Origin of the sequence: Aquincola sp. J276 (genome assembly GCF_024700035.1) — a bacterium.
GTDB lineage: Bacteria > Pseudomonadota > Gammaproteobacteria > Burkholderiales > Burkholderiaceae_C > Aquincola > Aquincola tertiaricarbonis.
Genome location: NZ_JAJONC010000001.1, coordinates 2,597,396 through 2,614,533 on the forward strand (window position 1 = coordinate 2,597,396; position 17,138 = coordinate 2,614,533).

Annotated in this window: 13 protein-coding genes; 5 read left to right on the forward strand and 8 right to left on the reverse strand. The window is 70.0% G+C overall.

The window, feature by feature from the left end:
- The first annotated feature begins 27 nt into the window (after positions 1-27).
- Both LRS14_RS11890 and LRS14_RS11895 read left to right on the forward strand, forming a co-directional pair.
- Entirely contained in the window at positions 28-1,653 is a 1,626-nt protein-coding gene (locus LRS14_RS11890; protein ID WP_404977549.1) for an AmpG family muropeptide MFS transporter, read from the forward strand.
- Positions 1,654-1,712: 59 nt separating this feature from the next.
- On the forward strand, positions 1,713-2,639 hold the full coding sequence (locus LRS14_RS11895; protein WP_257799661.1) for a M48 family metallopeptidase: 927 nt from the start codon (positions 1,713-1,715) through the stop codon (positions 2,637-2,639).
- A 234-nt stretch (positions 2,640-2,873) separates the two neighbouring features.
- On the opposite strand, the gene LRS14_RS11900 is transcribed toward LRS14_RS11895, so the two are convergent.
- The 5 genes from LRS14_RS11900 to LRS14_RS11920 all read right to left on the reverse strand — a co-directional run bounded on the left by LRS14_RS11900 (position 2,874) and on the right by LRS14_RS11920 (position 10,976).
- Positions 2,874-6,290 carry a TonB-dependent receptor domain-containing protein gene (locus tag LRS14_RS11900; RefSeq protein WP_257799663.1) on the reverse strand — a complete coding sequence of 1,139 codons (3,417 nt, stop codon included), beginning with the start codon at positions 6,288-6,290 and terminating at the stop codon, positions 2,874-2,876.
- Positions 6,291-6,388: 98 nt separating this feature from the next.
- The gene (locus LRS14_RS11905; protein WP_257799664.1) at positions 6,389-8,587 is read right to left on the reverse strand and encodes a CHASE2 domain-containing protein; all 2,199 of its coding nucleotides are present in this window, start codon (positions 8,585-8,587) and stop codon (positions 6,389-6,391) included.
- Positions 8,584-9,237, reverse strand: coding sequence for a Crp/Fnr family transcriptional regulator (locus tag LRS14_RS11910; protein WP_257800461.1), 654 nt, complete (start codon positions 9,235-9,237; stop codon positions 8,584-8,586). Before LRS14_RS11910 ends, LRS14_RS11905 begins: the two co-directional genes overlap by 4 nt.
- A 70-nt stretch (positions 9,238-9,307) precedes the next feature.
- Positions 9,308-10,051, reverse strand: coding sequence for a helix-turn-helix transcriptional regulator (locus LRS14_RS11915; protein ID WP_257799665.1), 744 nt, complete (start codon positions 10,049-10,051; stop codon positions 9,308-9,310).
- Between the two features lie 139 nt (positions 10,052-10,190).
- Positions 10,191-10,976, reverse strand: coding sequence for an exodeoxyribonuclease III (locus tag LRS14_RS11920; RefSeq protein WP_257799666.1), 786 nt, complete (start codon positions 10,974-10,976; stop codon positions 10,191-10,193).
- A gap of 19 nt (positions 10,977-10,995) precedes the next feature.
- Here LRS14_RS11920 and pyrE point away from each other — a divergent pair, with 19 nt between their 5' ends.
- Positions 10,996-11,673, forward strand: a complete 678-nt coding sequence (gene pyrE / locus LRS14_RS11925; protein ID WP_257799667.1) for an orotate phosphoribosyltransferase — start codon at positions 10,996-10,998, stop codon at positions 11,671-11,673.
- Positions 11,674-12,396 (forward strand): hypothetical protein, encoded by a 723-nt coding sequence (locus LRS14_RS11930; protein ID WP_257799668.1) that lies wholly within the window; start codon positions 11,674-11,676, stop codon positions 12,394-12,396. It abuts the gene before it with no gap.
- Here the strand turns inward: LRS14_RS11930 and gatB are convergent.
- Genes gatB through gatC form a run of 3 tightly spaced genes read right to left on the reverse strand, consistent with a single transcriptional unit; the run spans position 12,386 to position 15,665 of the window.
- Positions 12,386-13,834 carry an Asp-tRNA(Asn)/Glu-tRNA(Gln) amidotransferase subunit GatB gene (gatB, locus tag LRS14_RS11935; protein ID WP_257799669.1) on the reverse strand — a complete coding sequence of 483 codons (1,449 nt, stop codon included), beginning with the start codon at positions 13,832-13,834 and terminating at the stop codon, positions 12,386-12,388. The two genes, LRS14_RS11930 and gatB, sit on opposite strands and share 11 nt — an antisense overlap.
- A 20-nt stretch (positions 13,835-13,854) precedes the next feature.
- Positions 13,855-15,369, reverse strand: coding sequence for an Asp-tRNA(Asn)/Glu-tRNA(Gln) amidotransferase subunit GatA (gene gatA, locus LRS14_RS11940; protein WP_257799670.1), 1,515 nt, complete (start codon positions 15,367-15,369; stop codon positions 13,855-13,857).
- Positions 15,366-15,665 carry an Asp-tRNA(Asn)/Glu-tRNA(Gln) amidotransferase subunit GatC gene (gene gatC / locus LRS14_RS11945; protein ID WP_046112940.1) on the reverse strand — a complete coding sequence of 100 codons (300 nt, stop codon included), beginning with the start codon at positions 15,663-15,665 and terminating at the stop codon, positions 15,366-15,368. The genes gatA and gatC overlap by 4 nt, the downstream gene beginning before the upstream one ends.
- Before the next feature lie 344 nt (positions 15,666-16,009).
- Here gatC and LRS14_RS11950 point away from each other — a divergent pair, with 344 nt between their 5' ends.
- A complete protein-coding gene (locus LRS14_RS11950) occupies positions 16,010-17,053 on the forward strand; it encodes a rod shape-determining protein (RefSeq protein ID WP_046112886.1) in 1,044 nt (347 codons plus the stop codon).
- The last annotated feature ends 85 nt before the right edge of the window (positions 17,054-17,138 follow it).

Consider the following 17,138-nt stretch of genomic DNA (forward strand, 5'->3'; position numbering starts at 1 on the left):
GCGGGGCCGCTGCCTAGAATCCCCCGCATGCCCGATCACGCCCCTGCCGCCCGTGCGCCCCGCTCCGTTCCGCGCACGGCCGCCCAGCGGCTGGCCGCGTGGCACCGCCTGCTGGCGGTGATGGTGCTGGGCTTCGCCTCCGGCCTGCCGCTGGCGCTCACCGGCCAGGCCATGCAGGCGTGGCTCAGCCTGGAAGGCCTGGACGTCGCCACCATCGGCTTCCTCAGCCTGGTGGGCCTGCCCTACACCTTCAAGTTCCTGTGGGCGCCGCTGATGGACCGCTTCGAGCTGCCCTGGCTGGGCCGCCGCCGCGGCTGGCTGGTGCTGACGCAGCTGGCGCTGGCGGCGGTGCTGTATGCGCTGGCCGACACCTCCCCGTCGGCCGCGCTGCGCACCTTCGCGCTGCTGGCGGTGCTCACGGCCTTCGTGTCCGCCTCGCAGGACGTGGTGATCGACGCCTACCGCACCGACCTGCTGCCGCCGGCCGAACGCGGGCTGGGCTCGTCGCTCAACGTGCTGGGCTACCGGCTGGCGATGATCGTGTCCGGCGGCGTTGCGCTGATCTGGACCGACCCCGGCAACGCCGGCACCGCCTTCGGCTGGACCTGGCCGCAGGTTTACCGCCTGATGGCGCTGCTGATGCTGGGCGCGGCGGCCTGCTCGGCGCTGCTGCTGCCGCGGCTGGTGCATGCGCCGGTGCCGCGCACGGTGGCGCGCAACGACCTGATCGGTTTTGCCGCCGTGGTGCTGGCCGTGGCGGTGGGCGTGCTGCTGACCGACCGCCTGGCCAACCCGTTCGCGCGCTGGCTGGTGGGTGCGGTGTTCGGCCCGGGCACGGGCCCCGGTGCCACGCTGCAGGGCAAGTGGGCCGAGCTGCTGGGCCTGCTGATGGGCATCGGCATCACGCTGCCGCTGGCCGCCTGGGCGGCCCGGCGCGCCCGCTTCGAGACGCTGTTGTCGGGCCTGCAGAGCTACTTCTCTCAGGCCGGCGCCGGCGCCTTCCTCGCCTTCATCGTGCTGTACAAGCTGGGCGACGCCTTCGCGGGCTCCCTGATGACGCCCTTCCTCCTCAAGGCCATGGCCTACAGCCCGGCCGAGGTGGGCGTGGTCAACAAGGTCATCGGCCTGTGGCTGACCATCGGCGGCGCGCTGCTGGGCGGCGCGCTGATGCTCAAGCTGGGGCTGTGGCGCTCGCTGCTGCTGTTCGGGGTGCTGCAGATGGCCAGCAACCTGGGCTTCTGGTGGCTGGCGGTCAACGGCCCGGGCGTGCTGCCGGGGCTGACGCTGCCGGCCTTCGACTGGGGCTTCGTGCAGCTGGCGCAGGCCACGCGGGTGGACGGCGGGCTGTTGATGGTCATCGCCTTCGAGAATCTCTCGGGCGGCATGGGCACGGCGGCCTTCGTGGCCTTCCTGATGAGCCTGTGCAACCAGCGCTTCACCGCCACGCAGTTTGCGCTGCTGTCGGCCTTCGCGTCGGTGGGCCGGGTGTGGGTGGGGCCGCTGGCCGGCGTGCTGGCCGAATCCATCGGCTGGCCGACGTTTTTCCTCGTGTCCACGCTGGCGGCGCTGCCCGCGTTGTGGATGCTCTGGTGGTTGCGCAGCAGCATCCGCGCCCTGGAGGTGACGCCCGCCTCGGGGGCCGTCGACGATTGAGGCAAGGCATTTGCCAAGCCGCCCTGGAATCTGCAACCGCCGCCCCGACCTGGATCGACATGAACCCTCTCTTCCGCACCGATGCCGAGATTGCCGTGCCGCATGGCGCGGGTTGCCGCTGCGCCCTGCATGGCCGGCGCCTGTTCACCGGCGCCCTGGTGGCCGGCGCCGCCTTCCCGGCGCTGGCCCAGAAGGACCCCGACGGCGTGCGCGGCGACGTGGGCCGCGAATCGCAGTTTTCCAAGCTGGTGCCGGCCGAAGAAGTGGAAGCCGCCGCCCAGCAGCAGTACACGCAGATGAAGCGCGAGGCCGCGCAGCAGCGGGCGCTGGCGCCCGACAACAACGATCAAGTGGTGCGCCTGCGCACCATCGCGCAGCGGCTGATCCCGTTCACCGAAGGGTGGAACGCACGTGCCCGCCGCTGGCAGTGGGAGGTGAACCTGATCGGCAGCCAGCAGCTGAACGCCTTCTGCATGCCGGGCGGCAAGATCGCCTTCTATTACGGCATCCTGCAGCAGCTGCAGCTGACCGACGACGAGACCGCCACCATCATGGGCCATGAGATGGCCCATGCACTGCGTGAGCATGCGCGCGAGCGCATGGGCAAGACGGCGGCCACCCGCATCGGCGCCAGCGTGCTGTCGAGCGTGCTGGGCCTAGGGGGCACGGGCGATGCGCTGCTGAACATGGGCAGCCAGCTGCTGACGCTGAAGTTCAGCCGCGACGACGAATCCGAAGCCGACATCGTCGGCATGGACCTGGCGGCGCGCGCCGGCTACGACCCGCGCGCCGGCGTCACGCTGTGGCAGAAGATGCTGCAGGCCAGCAAGGGTGCGCCGCCGCAGTTCCTGAGCACCCACCCCGCCGGCCAGACGCGCATCCGCGAGATCGAGGCCAAGCTGCCCAAGGTGGAGCCGCTGTACGCACGGGCCGACAAGCCGCTGCGCAAGTTCGGCCCGCCGCCGCCGGCTGCGGCTAAGAAGTAGCCGGGCGCTTGCACACCCACTCGGAGCCATTCCAATAGCAGTCCAGATGGGGCTGTGGGCTGGTCGGCTCTTCCGAAAATGCCGCGACAGTCGGCGGAAGGGCGCCCGCCGTGCTGGCGATCAACAGGCATGCGCCACAAAGCCACTTTCTGAATCTGACCACGTTATCCGCCTGATTTGTTGCAAAGCGTTGCATCGTATGCAACTGTGGCTCGGCGGTCCAATCCCAAGTTCCTAAAAGGCGGTCTGCACTGCCAGCACCACGCTGCGCACCGGCTGGTACTTGGCCAGCTTGATTTCCCCGGTGCGCAAGCTGTCGTCCACGTAGCGGAAGGTCTGTCCGAACAGATTCTTGGCCGTCAGCGTCACCGTCACCGGCGCCGACCGGACACGGTGGCCCAGCGTGAAGTCGAAAACGTTGAATCGCTCGCTGCCGGCGGGCTCGGAGGAGCGCGACACCCGGCGCACCTGCTGTCGCACGTGAGTCATTGCCAGCTCGCCAAACCAGCCGTCGTCGAGGAAGTAGCGCACCGCTACGGGCAGTTCGTCGGTACGCACGCGCACTGGAAAGCCCGCGGACGAATGCGGGTGTCGGCGGTAGCCGTCGTGCTGGACCGTGCCACGCACCGCCAGCCGGGTCGTCGGCGTCCACAACACCGACAAGCGGCCCTGCTGTTCGATCCAGGTTTCGCTGGGAAAGCGGCCACTGCCATCGGCCCGCAGGGCGCCGGGGAATTCCTCGCTTCGTTCCACGGCCTCCGCGGACAGCCGGAGCTGGGGCGACAACAGCACATCGGCCCCCAGGCCGGCGACCCTCGACACCACGCCGGCGGAGTCGTCGAACAGCTGGGTGAAGCCGGCCACATGGGTTGGCTCCAGGGCCTGCTCCAGCGAAGCCAGCCGCTTGACGGTGCGGAAGGCCGCCGCCCGCAGCGTGGTGCCGACCGCGGGCTGCCACAGCAGGCCGAGCTTGGGCAACCAGACATCGGTGGCGGGTCCCACGAGTTTGGTGCGCACATGGGCCAGGCCCAGGGTGGCGTGCAGCGTGGGCGTCACCGGCTGCTGCCAATAGGCATACACATGGTCCTGCTTGTAAGCGACGTCGTTGACGAGCGTGCTGCACGGCGCCTGCACCGAGCAAGGGCCTGCCGGACCGACGTTCGGATCCACCGTGCTGATGATGGTCTCAGCTTCATACCGCGGCCGCGCCGCACCCAGCAGCAGGTGGCCATGCCGGGTGTCCAGCTGGTACTGGCCCTCCAGCGTGCGGGTGCTCAAGTCACTCAACAGCCGCTGTTGCCGGGGCACAAAGCCGAACTGCGTATTGCCGTCACGCTGCAGCGTGCCGTACGACAGCGTGATCACCTCACCCGCCCGCGGCCGCCAGGCCAGGCCCAGCCGCGCATCGCGCTGATGCACGTCGTTGCTGCCGCGCTGCCAGGCGCCGGGGGCGTCGAAGTTGGAGCGCAGCTGGCCATAGGTGCTGTGCCGGTCGCGCCAGTGGCCCTGCAGGTTCAGCGTGGGCAGCACGCGGCCCTGCAGCAGCACCTCGTCCACCTGGTGGTTCAACTCGCTGTTGGGTCGGAAACCGCCGGAGTGATAGCGGAATGCGCCCGCGTCCAGCGCCAGCGATTCGCCGGCATAGGCCGCGCTCAGCTCTGCCGACCACAGCCCCCGGGTGCCGCCGGCCAGGCCGGCCCGGCCGCTGACGCCGCGTTCGTCGAAGTAGCGGGAGTCGTCATTGGGCGTGCCCAGCACCGATTCATCCACCGAGCCCATCAGCGCCGACGAACTGCGGCGCGGCAGCAGGTAGGCGGGCTGCACCGGCTGCAGCAGCAGGGCCTGCAGCGTCTGGCTGGCCACGGCGGCTTCATGGCGGTCGCGGCCGCTGTAGGCATCGGCCAGGAAGCGGTGCGCGGCGGCACTGGCCGGCTCCAGCGCCAGCGCGCGGGTGGCCTCGGTGACGGCCAGCGGGCCGAAGCCCAGCTCGTCGTAGATGCGGGCCAGCGTGGTGCCGCGCACCGCCCGGTCGTCATTGAGCAGCAGGCGCGGGCGCAGCACGGCGCGGTTGTCGTTCAGCGCGATGGAGCGCGTGACCTCGTCCAGTGCCTGCACCGGCCGGTTGCCCAGCAGCTGCTGCATGGCGCCGTAGAACCAGGGCGTGGGGTCCAGCGGGTCTCGCTCCCTGGCCAGCGACCACTGGGTTTGCGCGGCCCCGGCGCGGCGCTCCTGCGCATAGGCCTTGCCGAGCGTGCTGCGCAACTGCGCGCTTTCAGGGTCCAGCGCCACGGCCAACTCGAGCGACTGGCGGCCGGCTTCGAGCTGGCCCTCGCGGATCAACGCCAGGCCCTGGCCCATGCGCGGCAGCGGGTCGCCCTGGTCCAGGCGGATGGCGCGCTGGAAGGACTGCCGGGCGGCCGCCGTGTCGAAGGCGGCCAGCAGGGAAAAGCCCAGCACCGAGTGCGCACGCGCCAGCGCCGGGTCGTGCTGCACCGCGCGTTCGGCAGCTTCACGCGCCGAGGTCTGGTCACCGGCCTGCAGGGCCAGCTCGGCCACCCGGGCCCAGGCCAGCGCATGGCCCGGCTCCTGGGCCACGGCCGCGCGTGCGTGCACGGTGGCCGCATCCAGGTCGAAGCGTGACTGCTGCACATAGGACAGCGCCAGCAGCGCGGCGGTGGCGCGAGGGTCGGCCGCCACGGCGGCGTCGGCCAGCGCCAGCGCCCCCGCCGTGTCGTTGCGCACCAGGGCCACGATGGCCTGCAGGGCCAGCGCCTCGGCATGCGCCGCATCGCCGGCCGCAATGGAAGTGAGCTCCGGCAGCGCCTGGTCGGCCCGCCCCACCTGCAGCAGCAACGCGGCGCGCTGCAGTCGGAAGGCGCCGGTGCGCTCCTGCGCCGGCCGGGCGTCGAGCGAGGCGACCGCCTCGGCCACCCGTCCTTCGGCGGCCAGTGCGGCGGCCTGGCGCACGGCCGGCAGATCGGCGCCGACGCGCGGCTGCACCGTGGGGTAGTGCACGGCCCACTGCACGGCGTCCCGCGGGCGCAGCACCAGCGACTTTCGCGGCGCCGCCCCTGCCGGGCCGACGGCCTGCTCACCGGCCGCCAGGTCCACCCGGCCGGCCGCATTGCTGGCCACCACGTGGCCTTCGTACACCAGCACGCTGGCCTGGGCCTCGTCCACGCGCACCAGGAACTCGGTGCCCTCCACGTTGGCATTGACGAAGGGCGTGGTCAGCCGGAAGGGGCGCGGCGTGCGCGTGATCACGTTGACGATGCCGCGCAGCTGTTCCACCAGCGTGCCGCGCGGCGCCTCCGGCGCCAGCAGCGTGACGCTGGTCTGCTGGTCCAGCCGCAGCGTGGTCTCGTTGCTCATCAACAGGGCGGCGCGGCTGCGTTCGCCCACGCGCACCAGGTCGCCGGCACACAGCGGCTGGTCCATCTCGGCCCGCTGCCAGGGAGCTTCGGCGCCACGGCGAACTTCCACCAGGCCTTGCACCGAGGCCATGCGCGCCAGCGGCGGCTCGCAGGCGGCGGCAGCCTGCGTTGCGGCCATCAGGCAGCCGGCACCGGCCCAGGCCCAGGCCCATTGCACGATGGCGCGTACCCCCTGGCGCCAGCGGCCGGCCGCGCCGGTCATGAGGTTCTTGATCAAGGGTCCACTCGCAGGTCGGTGACGGTGTCGTGCAACGAGACGTAAATATTCAACGTGCGTAGGCTACATCACGACGAGCCCGATTTGCCTGAGCCATGTCATTTCGCAGCAACCTGAATTGGTAACTTCGGGTCGTGGTGTTGCGGGTCGGACAACAAATGTCGGCATTGCGCGAAGTAATACGCACACGGCCCATCATCGGGCCATTGACGCAGCAACGCTTCGAAGCCCGACATCGCCAAGGATGCATCGCCTTGCCGGTAAGCGGCCAATGCATCGGCAAAGGCCGTCAATCGCCCATCCAGGGCAGCGGAGGCCGGGCCGGCAAGGGCCATCACCTCCACCACGTCCACCGGCTCGCGCTTGCCCGTCAACACGAAGCTGCCCACCGGCCGCAGCACGAACAGGTGCCGCAGGCCGGCCGCCATCTCGGCCGACGCCAGCACACGGGTGCCCAGCAGCTTGTTCAGGCCCTCCAGCCGCGAGGCGATGTTCACCGCATCCCCCACCGCGCGGAATTCGTAATGCGTGCGTGCGCCGACGGTGCCGATGCGCATGTCGCCGCAATGCAGGCCGATGCGCGTGGGCAGGGCGGCGGGCGAGCCCGGCGGCTCCTGCGCCAGGGCCGCCTGGATGGCGAGTGCCGCGTGGCAGGCCGCACTGCGGGCGGCCGGGTCGTCGGGCGGTGATTCCCACAGCGCCAGCATCGCGTCGCCGACCACGTCGATCACCCAGCCGCCGTGGCGCGCCACCGGCTCGAACAGGCGCGCATAGTAGGCATTGAGGGTCTCGCCCAGCGCCTGCGGATCCATCCGCTCGGCCAGTGCGCTGTATTGCACCGCGTCGGTGGCCATGCACACGCCGAAGCCCACCCGGTGCGCCGCGGCGATGTGCGCCGGCGCCTGGGCCAGCTGCTCGGCCACGCCACGCGGTACGAAGTGCGCGAACGCCTGGTGCATCCGGTCGCGCTCACGCCGGCTGTGCCGCATGCGCAGCCACAGCAGCAGGCCGACGGCCACCGGCCACTGCACCAGCAGCGGCACCACCAGCGGCCACCACTGCGCCTGCCGGGTGAAAGCCACCAGGCCGCAGGCGGCCAGCGCCAGCGGCAGCAGCGCCATCAGCAGCCCGGGCCACCATCGCGCCCGCCACGCCGACAGCAGGCCCAGCAGCAGGCCCCAGCCGGCCACCAGCATGGCCGCGGCGGCCGGCGCCAGCGGCATCAGCGGCCGGCCCTGCTGCAGGTTGGCAAAGGCGGTGGCGGCGATCTCCACGCCGCTGACGTCCACGCCCGACTCGTCGGAAAACACGGTGCGGTAGTCGTCGCGCAGACGGTCCTGCGCGCCGGAGGACTCCGCCGAGAAACCGACGAACACCATGCGTCCGGCGAACAGCGAGGGCTGCTCCCGTGCCAGCCGCGCCACATCCGCATAGGCCACCGTGCGGATGCTGCGCGCCGGGCCATGGAAGTTGAGGTGGGCCACGTCGCCGCCCGCATGCAGCGCCACGAGCGTGGCCACCTGCGGCGGCGCTTCGAGGGCCGACGGCAGCAGGCGCTGCACGGCGGCCGCATGTCCGGGCCAGCGCACGAAGCGCTCGCGCAGCCAGCGCAGCCGTGCCGCCGGCTGCGCCGCATCGGCCAAGGGCGTGGCCAGCGGGCCCGCGCAATCCGCCGTGGGCTGCGCCCGGCAGGACAGGCCGACCAGCGCATCCACCGCCGTGGGATGGAAGAGGTGGAAGGCCAGCACCGGCAGGCTGGGCATGTGGTCGGCGCCGCGGCGGAAGGTCCAGTAGGCATCCACCCGCGCGTCCTTCGGCAGCACGAAGGGCGCATGCTCGCGTGCCGCTTCGCCGATGGGCCATACCGATGGCCGCACCTGTTCCACCACCGCCTGCGCGCCGCCGCTGCGCCACACGTCGGTGCGCAGCGACGACGTGAGCAACACGTTGCCGGCCAGCTGCAGGCTGCGTGCGAAGGCGTCGTCGTCCGCGGTGGCGGATTCGAAGGTGAGGTCAAAGGCCACCAGCCGCGCGCCTGCCGCATGGAGCTGGGCCACCAGCTCGGCATGGCGGCTGCGTGGCCATTGGCGCGGCCGCTCGGGCAGGCCGAAGGCACTGGCGGAACGTTCATCGATGGCCACCACCAGCACCTCGTCGGGCGGCGGCACTGCGCCGCGGGCAGTGAACAGCAGGCGCGGGCCGATCGACGATTCCAGCGGCAGCAGCGGCTCCAGCGCCCAGGCCAGCAGGCCGAGCAGCGCCAGCAGCAGGGCCGGGCCCGCCGAGCGCCAGCTCACCAGCGGGTGGGCAGCGGCTTGATGATCACGAAGCACTCGGGCTCGAGACGCACATAGCCGCCCGTCTCCAGGTCCTTCAGCAGCCGGCTGACCATGGCACGGGAGCAGCCCAGCCGGCTGGCCAGTTCCTTGTGCGTCCAGCGCTCGCGGATCACGCGGGTGCCGTCGCCACCGGGCTCGGCGATGGTGTTGACCATGTGGATCAGGCGCCCATAAACATCATTGAGTGCCAGTTGCCGCGCATTCATCGTGGCACTGCGCACACGGCGAATCACCTTGGACAGCAACTCGAATGCGAATTCGGGATGCTGCGCAATGTGCTCGAGCACCGTTTGCCGGCTGACCACCGCGCAGGTGCAGCGCTCGATGGTGACCACGCTGGCCGAGCGCACGCCGCCGTCCAGGCTCAGTTCACCGAGGTATTCGCCCGGGCCGTAGACGCCATAGGTGATCTCCTGGCCTTTTTCGCCCACGGAATAGGCGCGCACGCGGCCCGACAGCAGGATGTAGATGGTGTCGTCGCGATCGCCTTCCTGGATCAGCAATGAGCCGGTGCGGTAATGGCAGACACGCCCCCGCTGAGCCAGCCGCTGCAATAGCGGGCTCAGGAATTGGCAGGAAAGATCTTCTTCGACGGTTTGGTTCGACATGCCCGGCACGTGAGCCCAGATGCTCTTCTCTGCATCGTAACGGGCTTTGCAAAATTACCTGTGCAATGCCTCAGGCGTGCGCATGTGTAAGCCTCGCGTCAGCGAGCGCGGCTTCCTTCATGCCGGCGGCACGCAAGGCCGTGACCAGCGGCGGCAGGCAGGCCACCTGCTGCACCAGTGCGCGGATGCTGGAGGCGCCCGTCTTGGCGCGGATGCTGCCGATCTGCGTGCGCACGGTGGACAGGCGCACGCCCTGCATCTGCGCCGCCTCGTGCGGCGTGACGCCGCTGCACAGGGCCTTGAGCACCTGGGTCTCGGCGCCGGTCAGGCCATGGCCACGCGCAAAGGCTTCGACCGACAGCGCCTCGCATACCTGCCGCTTGCTGAACATCAGCAAACTGGCGCCTTCGTCCTGCCCCTGCGGCCCGGCCAGCGGCACCACCGCCAGGCTGACGCGCCGTGGTGCCTGCCCCACGGTGAGCATGCAGCGCAGGTCGCGCTCGGCCGCATCGGCCAGGGCGTCGCGCAGCGCGCCGTCGTCGTCGGCATGGCGGGTGCGCAGTTGATGGCCCACCACCAGCAGCGGATGCGCGCCGTCGGCGAGGTCCAGCCGGGCCACGTGGTTCATGTGCAGCACGCGGCCGCGGTGGCTTACCAGCAGCAGGCCGTAGTCCACCTCGTCCAGTGCCAGCTGCAGCCAGTGCGCGGCCTCGGGCCGACGTCGCCTTTCAAGGCCGCGGTAGGCCGCGGGTCGGCCTAGGGAGGGCGCGGGCAGCATGTGCAGGGCGCTGGACATCAGGCTGTCGGGCGACATGGACTCTCCGGTTCACACGCGGCGGGCGGCGGTGCGCAGCACAGCGTAGGTCGCCCTGCATGGCACGCAACAGTGCAATGTGACTTGCTACGCGTGAATATTCACGCTTTTTGGCCTTGGCGTGCCGTGTGGCGCCCTGTCAGAGGCTGAAGTCGTAGTCGATCACCAGCGGCGCATGGTCTGAAAAGCGCTGCTCGATGTAGATGTGCTCGCGCCGCGCGGCGGCCGCCACGCCGGGCGTGGCCAGGTGGTAGTCCAGACGCCAGCCCACGTTCTTGGCCCAGGCCTGCCCGCGGTTGCTCCACCAGGTGTATTGCTCCGCACGATCGTTGAGCGTGCGGAACACGTCCACCAGGCCCGCCTCGTCCAGGAGGCGGGTCATCCACGCGCGCTCCTCGGGCAGGAAGCCGCTGTTCTTCTGGTTGCCGCGCCAGTTCTTCAGGTCGATTTCCTTGTGCGCGATGTTGATGTCGCCCATCAGGATGAATTCGCGCTCGGTCCTCAGCCGCACCAGGTGCAGATACATCTTGGCCAGGAAGCGGAATTTGGCGGCCTGCCGCTCCTCGCCGCTACTGCCGCTGGGAAAGTAACAGCTGATGAGGCTGAGCTTTCGGCCGCCGCTGTCGTAGCGGGCCTCCACGTAGCGGCCCTCGGCATCGAATTCATCGGGGTCGAAGCCGAGGATGACGTCGGTGGGCGGCTTGCGCGAATACAGGCCCACGCCGGAGTAGCCCTTCTTCTCGGCATAGTGGAAATGCCCGGCCATGCCGTCGAGGGAATCGAAGCGCCCGACCACGGTATCCGCCTGGGCCTTGACCTCCTGCACCCCCATACAATCTGCGCCCGTTTGCGCGGCCCAGGCCTCGAAACCCTTGGTGGCCGCCGAGCGAATGCCGTTCAGATTCAGGGTGACGAGCCGAAACATACCTTGAGGACCTTCCTTCATGAGCACCCACGAACACACCGACCCGCTGGCCCAAGAGTTCGTCGAGTTCTCGGTGAAGGCCGGTGTGCTTCGCTTTGGCGAGTTCAAGACCAAGGCGGGGCGGATGTCGCCCTATTTCTTCAACGCCGGCTTGTTCGATGACGGCGCCAAGCTGGGCCGCCTGGCGGAATTCTATGCACGCCGTCTGCTGGCTTCCGGCCTGCAGTTCGACATGCTGTTCGGCCCGGCCTACAAGGGCATCACCCTGGCCGCCGCCGTGAGCATGGAACTGGCCCGGCTGGGCCACAACCGTCCGTTCGCGTACAACCGCAAGGAAGCCAAGGACCACGGCGAGGGCGGCACGCTGGTGGGCGCGCCGGTGCGTGGCCGCGTGCTCATCATCGACGACGTGATCTCCGCCGGCACCTCGGTGCGCGAATCGATCACGATGATCGAAGCCGCCGGCGGCCAGCCGGTGGGCGTGGCGCTGGCGCTGGACCGGCAGGAAAAGGCCACCGAGAACGGTGCCGACGTGCCCTGGTCGGCGGTGCAGGACGTGACCAGCCGTTTCAAGTTGAACGTGGTCTCGGTTGCCACGCTCAAAGATCTTCTGGACTATCTGGCCACCACCAGCGACAGCACGCTGGCGGCCCACGCCGAAAGCGTTTCCCGCTACCGAGCCCGTTACGGAATTTGAATGTCCCGACCGACACCCCGCCTGGCAATTGCACGATGGCTGGCCGCTGCCTTCGTGTGCACAGGCGCGTGTGGCGCGCTGGCGCAGCCGCAGCCTTCGGCATCCGCCAGCCCCGGCATCTACACCTGCACCACGGCTGACGGCCGGCGGCTCACGTCCGACCGCCCCATCCCGGCCTGCAACGCGCAGGAACAACGGGTGCTCAACAGCGACGGCTCGCTGCAGCGCATCCACCCGCCGTCGCTCACCGCCGAGGAGCGCGCCGCGCGCGAAGCCGCTGAGCGCCGCGCCCAGGCCGAGCGCACCGCACAGCTGGACGCCATCCGGCGTGACCGCAACCTGATCAACCGCTTTCCGAACGAGGCGGCGCACCGCAAGGCCCGCGAGGCATCGCTGGACACGGTGCGCGTGGCCATCCGCAATACCGAGATGCGGCTGCAGCGCCTGGCCGCCGAGCGCAAGCCGCTGGATGCGGAAGCCGAGTTCTACCGGGACCGCCCGCTGCCCGGCCTGCTGAAGCAGCAGCTGGACGCCAACGAGGCCGCAGCCGAGGCACAGCGCGCCGCCGCGCAGACCCAGGCGGCCGAGCTCGAGCGCATCAACCGGCTGTACGACGCCGAGCTGGACCGCCTGCGCCGACTGTGGGCCGGCGCGCCGGCGGGCTCGCTGGGCGGGGCGCAGACGCTGCCCGCCAGCGACACCCGCACCGGCGTCAAGAACTGAGCTTCTTCTTCAGCAGCTCGGTGGCCTGGGCCGGATTGGCCTTGCCCTTGCTGGCCTTCATCACCTGGCCGACCAACGCATTGAAGGCCTTGTCCTTGCCTGCGCGGAACTCGTCGACCGACTTCTGGTTGGCCGCCAGCACCTCGGCCACGATGGCCTCGAGCGCGCCGGTGTCGCTCATCTGCTTCAGGCCCTTGGCCTCGATCACGGCATCGACATCGGCCTCGCCCGACCACAGCGCCTCGAACACCTGGCGCGCGCCGTTGTTCGAGACGGTGCCGTCGCCGATGCGGCTGATCAGCTTGGCCAGCGTGGCCGCCGACACCGGGCAGGCCTCGATCGACTTGCCCTCGGCATTCAGCCGGCGCGATACCTCGCCCATCAGCCAGTTGGCCACCAGCTTCGGCTGGCCGCAGGCATCACGCGCCGTCTCGTAGAACCGGGCTAGCGCCAGGCTCTGCGTCATCATCGTCGCGTCGTAGGCGGGCAGGCCGTCGGTGGTCTGGAAGCGCTCGGCCATGGTGGCCGGCAGTTCGGGCATCTCGGCCTTCACCCGCTCCACCCAGGCCGGCTCGATCACCAGGGGCGGCAGGTCGGGGTCGGGGAAGTAGCGGTAGTCGTGCGCGTCTTCCTTGGTGCGCATCGAACGCGTCTCGCCCGTGTCGGGGTTGAACAGCACCGTCGCCTGCACGATGGGCAGGCCGTCTTCCAGCTGGTCGATCTGCCACTGCACCTCGTAGTCGATGGCCTGCTGCAGGAAGCGGAAGCTGTTGAGGTTCTTGATCTCGCGCCGGGTGCCGAAGGGCTGGCCCGGGCGGCGCACCGACACGTTGGCGTCGCAGCGGAAGCTGCCTTCCTGCATGTTGCCGTCGCAGATGCCCAGCCACGTGACCAGGCCGTGCAGCGTGCGCGCGTACTCCACCGCTTCGGCGGAGGAGCGCATCTCGGGCTCCGACACGATCTCCAGCAGCGGCGTGCCGGCGCGGTTCAGGTCGATGCCGGTCTGGCCGTGGTAGTCCTCGTGCAGCGACTTGCCGGCGTCTTCTTCCAGGTGCGCGCGGGTGAGGTGCACCGTCTTGCGCACGTCGCCCACGAAGAAGCTGATCTGCCCGCCCTGCACCACCGGGATCTCGTACTGGCTGATCTGGTAGCCCTTGGGCAGGTCGGGGTAGAAGTAGTTCTTGCGCGCGAAGATCGACAGCGGCGCCACCTTGGCGCCCACCGCCAGGCCGAAGCGGATGGCCCGCTCGACCGCGCCGCGGTTCATCACCGGCAGCGTGCCGGGCAGCGCCAGGTCGACGGCGCAGGCCTGGGTGTTGGGCGCGGCGCCGAACTGCGTGCTGGCGCCGCTGAAGATCTTGCTCTGGGTGGAAAGCTGCGCGTGCGTCTCGAGGCCGATGACGACCTCGTAGCCGCGGATCATTTGGGCAGTGGACATGGGCGTGTGCCGGTTCCTGTCTAGAAGCCCGCCGGAGCGCGGGTGTGCCAGTCGGTAGCCTGCTGGAAGGCATGGGCGGCATGCAGCAGGGTGCCTTCGGCGAAGTAGTTGCCGATGAGCTGCAGGCCCACCGGCATGCCGCCGTCGCCGGTGCCGGCCGGCACGCTCATGCCGGGCAGGCCGGCCAGGCTGGCGGGCAGCGTGAAGATGTCGGCCAGGTAGGCCTTCACCGGGTCGCTGCCCTGCTCGCCCAGATGCCAGGCCACGCTGGGCGCCACCGGGCCGGCGATCACGTCGCAGTCGCGGAAGCAGGCCTGGAAGTCGTCGGCGATCATGCGGCGCAGCTTCTGCGCCTGCAGGTAGTAGGCGTCGTAGTAGCCGTGGCTCAGCACGTAGGTGCCGATCATGATCCGCCGCTGCACCTCGGAGCCGAAGCCTTCGGCGCGCGACTTCTTGTACATGTCGAGCAGGTCGGCGTACTTGTCGGCCCGGTGGCCGAACTTGACGCCGTCGAAGCGGCTCAGGTTCGAGCTCGCCTCGGCCGGCGCGATGATGTAGTACACGGGGATCGACAGCTCGGTGCGCGGCAGGCTCACGTCCACCAGCGTGGCGCCGAGCTTCTGCAGCTCGGCCAGCGCCGCGCGCACCGTGCCCTCCACATCGGCCGCCAGCGCCTGCGGGAAGAACTCCTTCGGCAGGCCGATGCGCAGGCCCTTCAGCGGCTGGGCGGCGGTGGCGCCTTCACGCGGCGCCAACATCTGCGCATGGAAGTCCTGCGGCGGCCGCTCGGCGCTGGTGGCGTCGCGCGGGTCGAAGCCGCTCATCGCCGACAGCAGCAGCGCGCAGTCCTCGGCGCTGCGGGCCAGCGGGCCGGCCTGGTCCAGGCTGGAGGCGAAGGCAATCATCCCGTATCGCGAGCACACCCCGTAGGTCGGCTTGATGCCGGTCACGCCCGAGAAGCTGGCCGGCTGGCGAATGGAACCGCCGGTGTCGGTGCCGGTGGCCGCGGGCAGCAGCCGCGCCGCCACCGCGGCGGCCGAGCCGCCCGAGGAGCCGCCGGGCACCCGCGTGGTGTCCCAGGGGTTGCGTACGGCGCCGTAGGCCGAGTTCTCGTTGGCCGAACCCATCGCGAACTCGTCGCAGTTGAGCTTGCCCAGGCTCACCATGCCGGCGCCGGCCACGCCATCGGCGCCGCGGCCCAGGCGAGCCACCACGGTGGCGTCGAACGGGCTGCGGTACCCGGCCAGCATCTTCGAGCCGGCGGTGGTGGGCGCGTCGGCGGTGACGAACACGTCCTTGTGCGCGATGGGCACGCCGGTCAGCGCATGGGCCTGGCCGGCGGCACGGCGCTCATCGGCGGCACGGGCCTGCGCCAGCGCGTTGTCGGCATCCAGATGCAGGAAGCTGCCCAGCTGCGCATGGCCTTCGGCCCGCGACAGCAGCGCCTGCGTCAGCTCGACGCTGGAGACTTCGCCGGCGGCCAGCGCGGCGGACAGCGCGGCCACGCCGCGCGTGTGGAGGTCGGCGCCGCTCATTCGATCACCTTGGGCACGAGGAACAGGCCGTCCTGCACGGCCGGGGCGCTGCGCTGGTTGGCTTCACGCTCGTTCGATTCGGTCACGGCGTCCTCGCGCAGGCGCAGCTGCACGGCCTGCACGGCGGACAGCGGGGTGTACAGCGGCTCTACGCCGCTGGTGTCCACGGCGCTCATGCGTTCGACGATGCCGAAAAAGCCGTTGAGCTGCTCCAGCAACTCGGTGCGGGCTTCAGGCTTGAGTTCCAGCCGCGCCAGATGCGCGATGCGGCTCACGTCCTCGGGGGTCAGGGCCATCGGTGGGGGCTTGTTGGGGTTGGCGCCGGGTCGGTAAATCAGGCTGCACATCGGCGGCAACGCCGTGCAAAACCACCGATCGGCGGGGGTTGATGGGGTATTATCTCCCGTTCCCCACAAGGCTCATGGTCCGCCGCACGTTGCCGCGCAACGCCGCCGTGCCCGGTTCTGGGCAAGGTGATGGGGCAAGAGATCCAGGTGCCGCGCGGCCCTCGGGGCCGGGCGCCACGCCCTCCGAACGAACAACCCTCCAAATTTGATGCGCCAGCCGCTGCAGCGATGCGTCCCGGGCCCGGTGGTCCGGTCGATGCGCGCGGCCGTTGAGTGCGCCCCCTCCCCCCGCCATGTTCGAATCGTTTCGCCGTTACTTCTCCACCGATCTCGCCATCGACCTGGGCACCGCCAACACGCTGATCTACGTTCGCGGCAAGGGCATCGTGCTGGACGAGCCCTCCGTGGTCGCCATCCGCCACGAAGGCGGCCCCCACGGCAAGAAGACGATCCAGGCCGTTGGCGCGGAAGCCAAGGCCATGCTGGGCAAGGTGCCGGGCAACATCGAAGCCATCCGCCCGATGAAGGACGGCGTGATCGCCGACTTCACCGTCACCGAGCAGATGCTCAAGCAGTTCATCAAGATGGTGCATCCGCGCTCGGTGCTCAAGCCCAGCCCGCGCATCATCATCTGCGTGCCCTGCGGCTCCACCCAGGTGGAGCGCCGCGCCATCCGCGAGAGCGCGCTGGGCGCCGGCGCCTCCGAGGTCTACCTGATTGAGGAGCCGATGGCCGCCGCCATCGGTGCCGGCCTGCCGGTGAGCGAAGCCTCCGGCTCCATGGTGGTCGACATCGGCGGCGGCACCACGGAAGTGGGCGTCGTGTCGCTGGGCGGCATGGTTTACAAGGGCAGCGTGCGGGTGGGCGGCGACAAGTTCGACGAAGCCATCATCAACTACATCCGCCGCAACTACGGCATGCTGATCGGCGAGCCCACCGCCGAGGCGATCAAGAAGAACATCGGCAGCGCGTTTCCCGGCTCCGAGGTCAAGGAGATCGAGGTCAAGGGCCGCAACCTCAGCGAAGGCGTGCCGCGCAGCTTCACCATCAGCAGCAACGAGATCCTCGAGGCGCTGACCGACCCGCTGAACAACATCGTCTCCAGCGTCAAGAACGCGCTGGAACAAACCCCGCCGGAGCTGGGTGCCGACATCGCCGAGCGCGGCATGATGCTCACCGGCGGCGGCGCGCTGCTGCGCGACCTGGACCGCCTGCTGGCAGAGGAAACCGGCCTGCCGGTGCTGGTGGCCGAAGATCCGCTGACCTGCGTGGTGCGCGGCTGCGGCATGGCCTTGGAGCGCATGGAGCGCCTGGGCAGCATCTTCACCTCGGAGTAAACCGCCGACACTGCTGCCACGGGCCGGCGCGTGCAGCATCACGTGGCCGGCCTTGCCGCATCTGAGCACCTGACTTCCTGAGCCG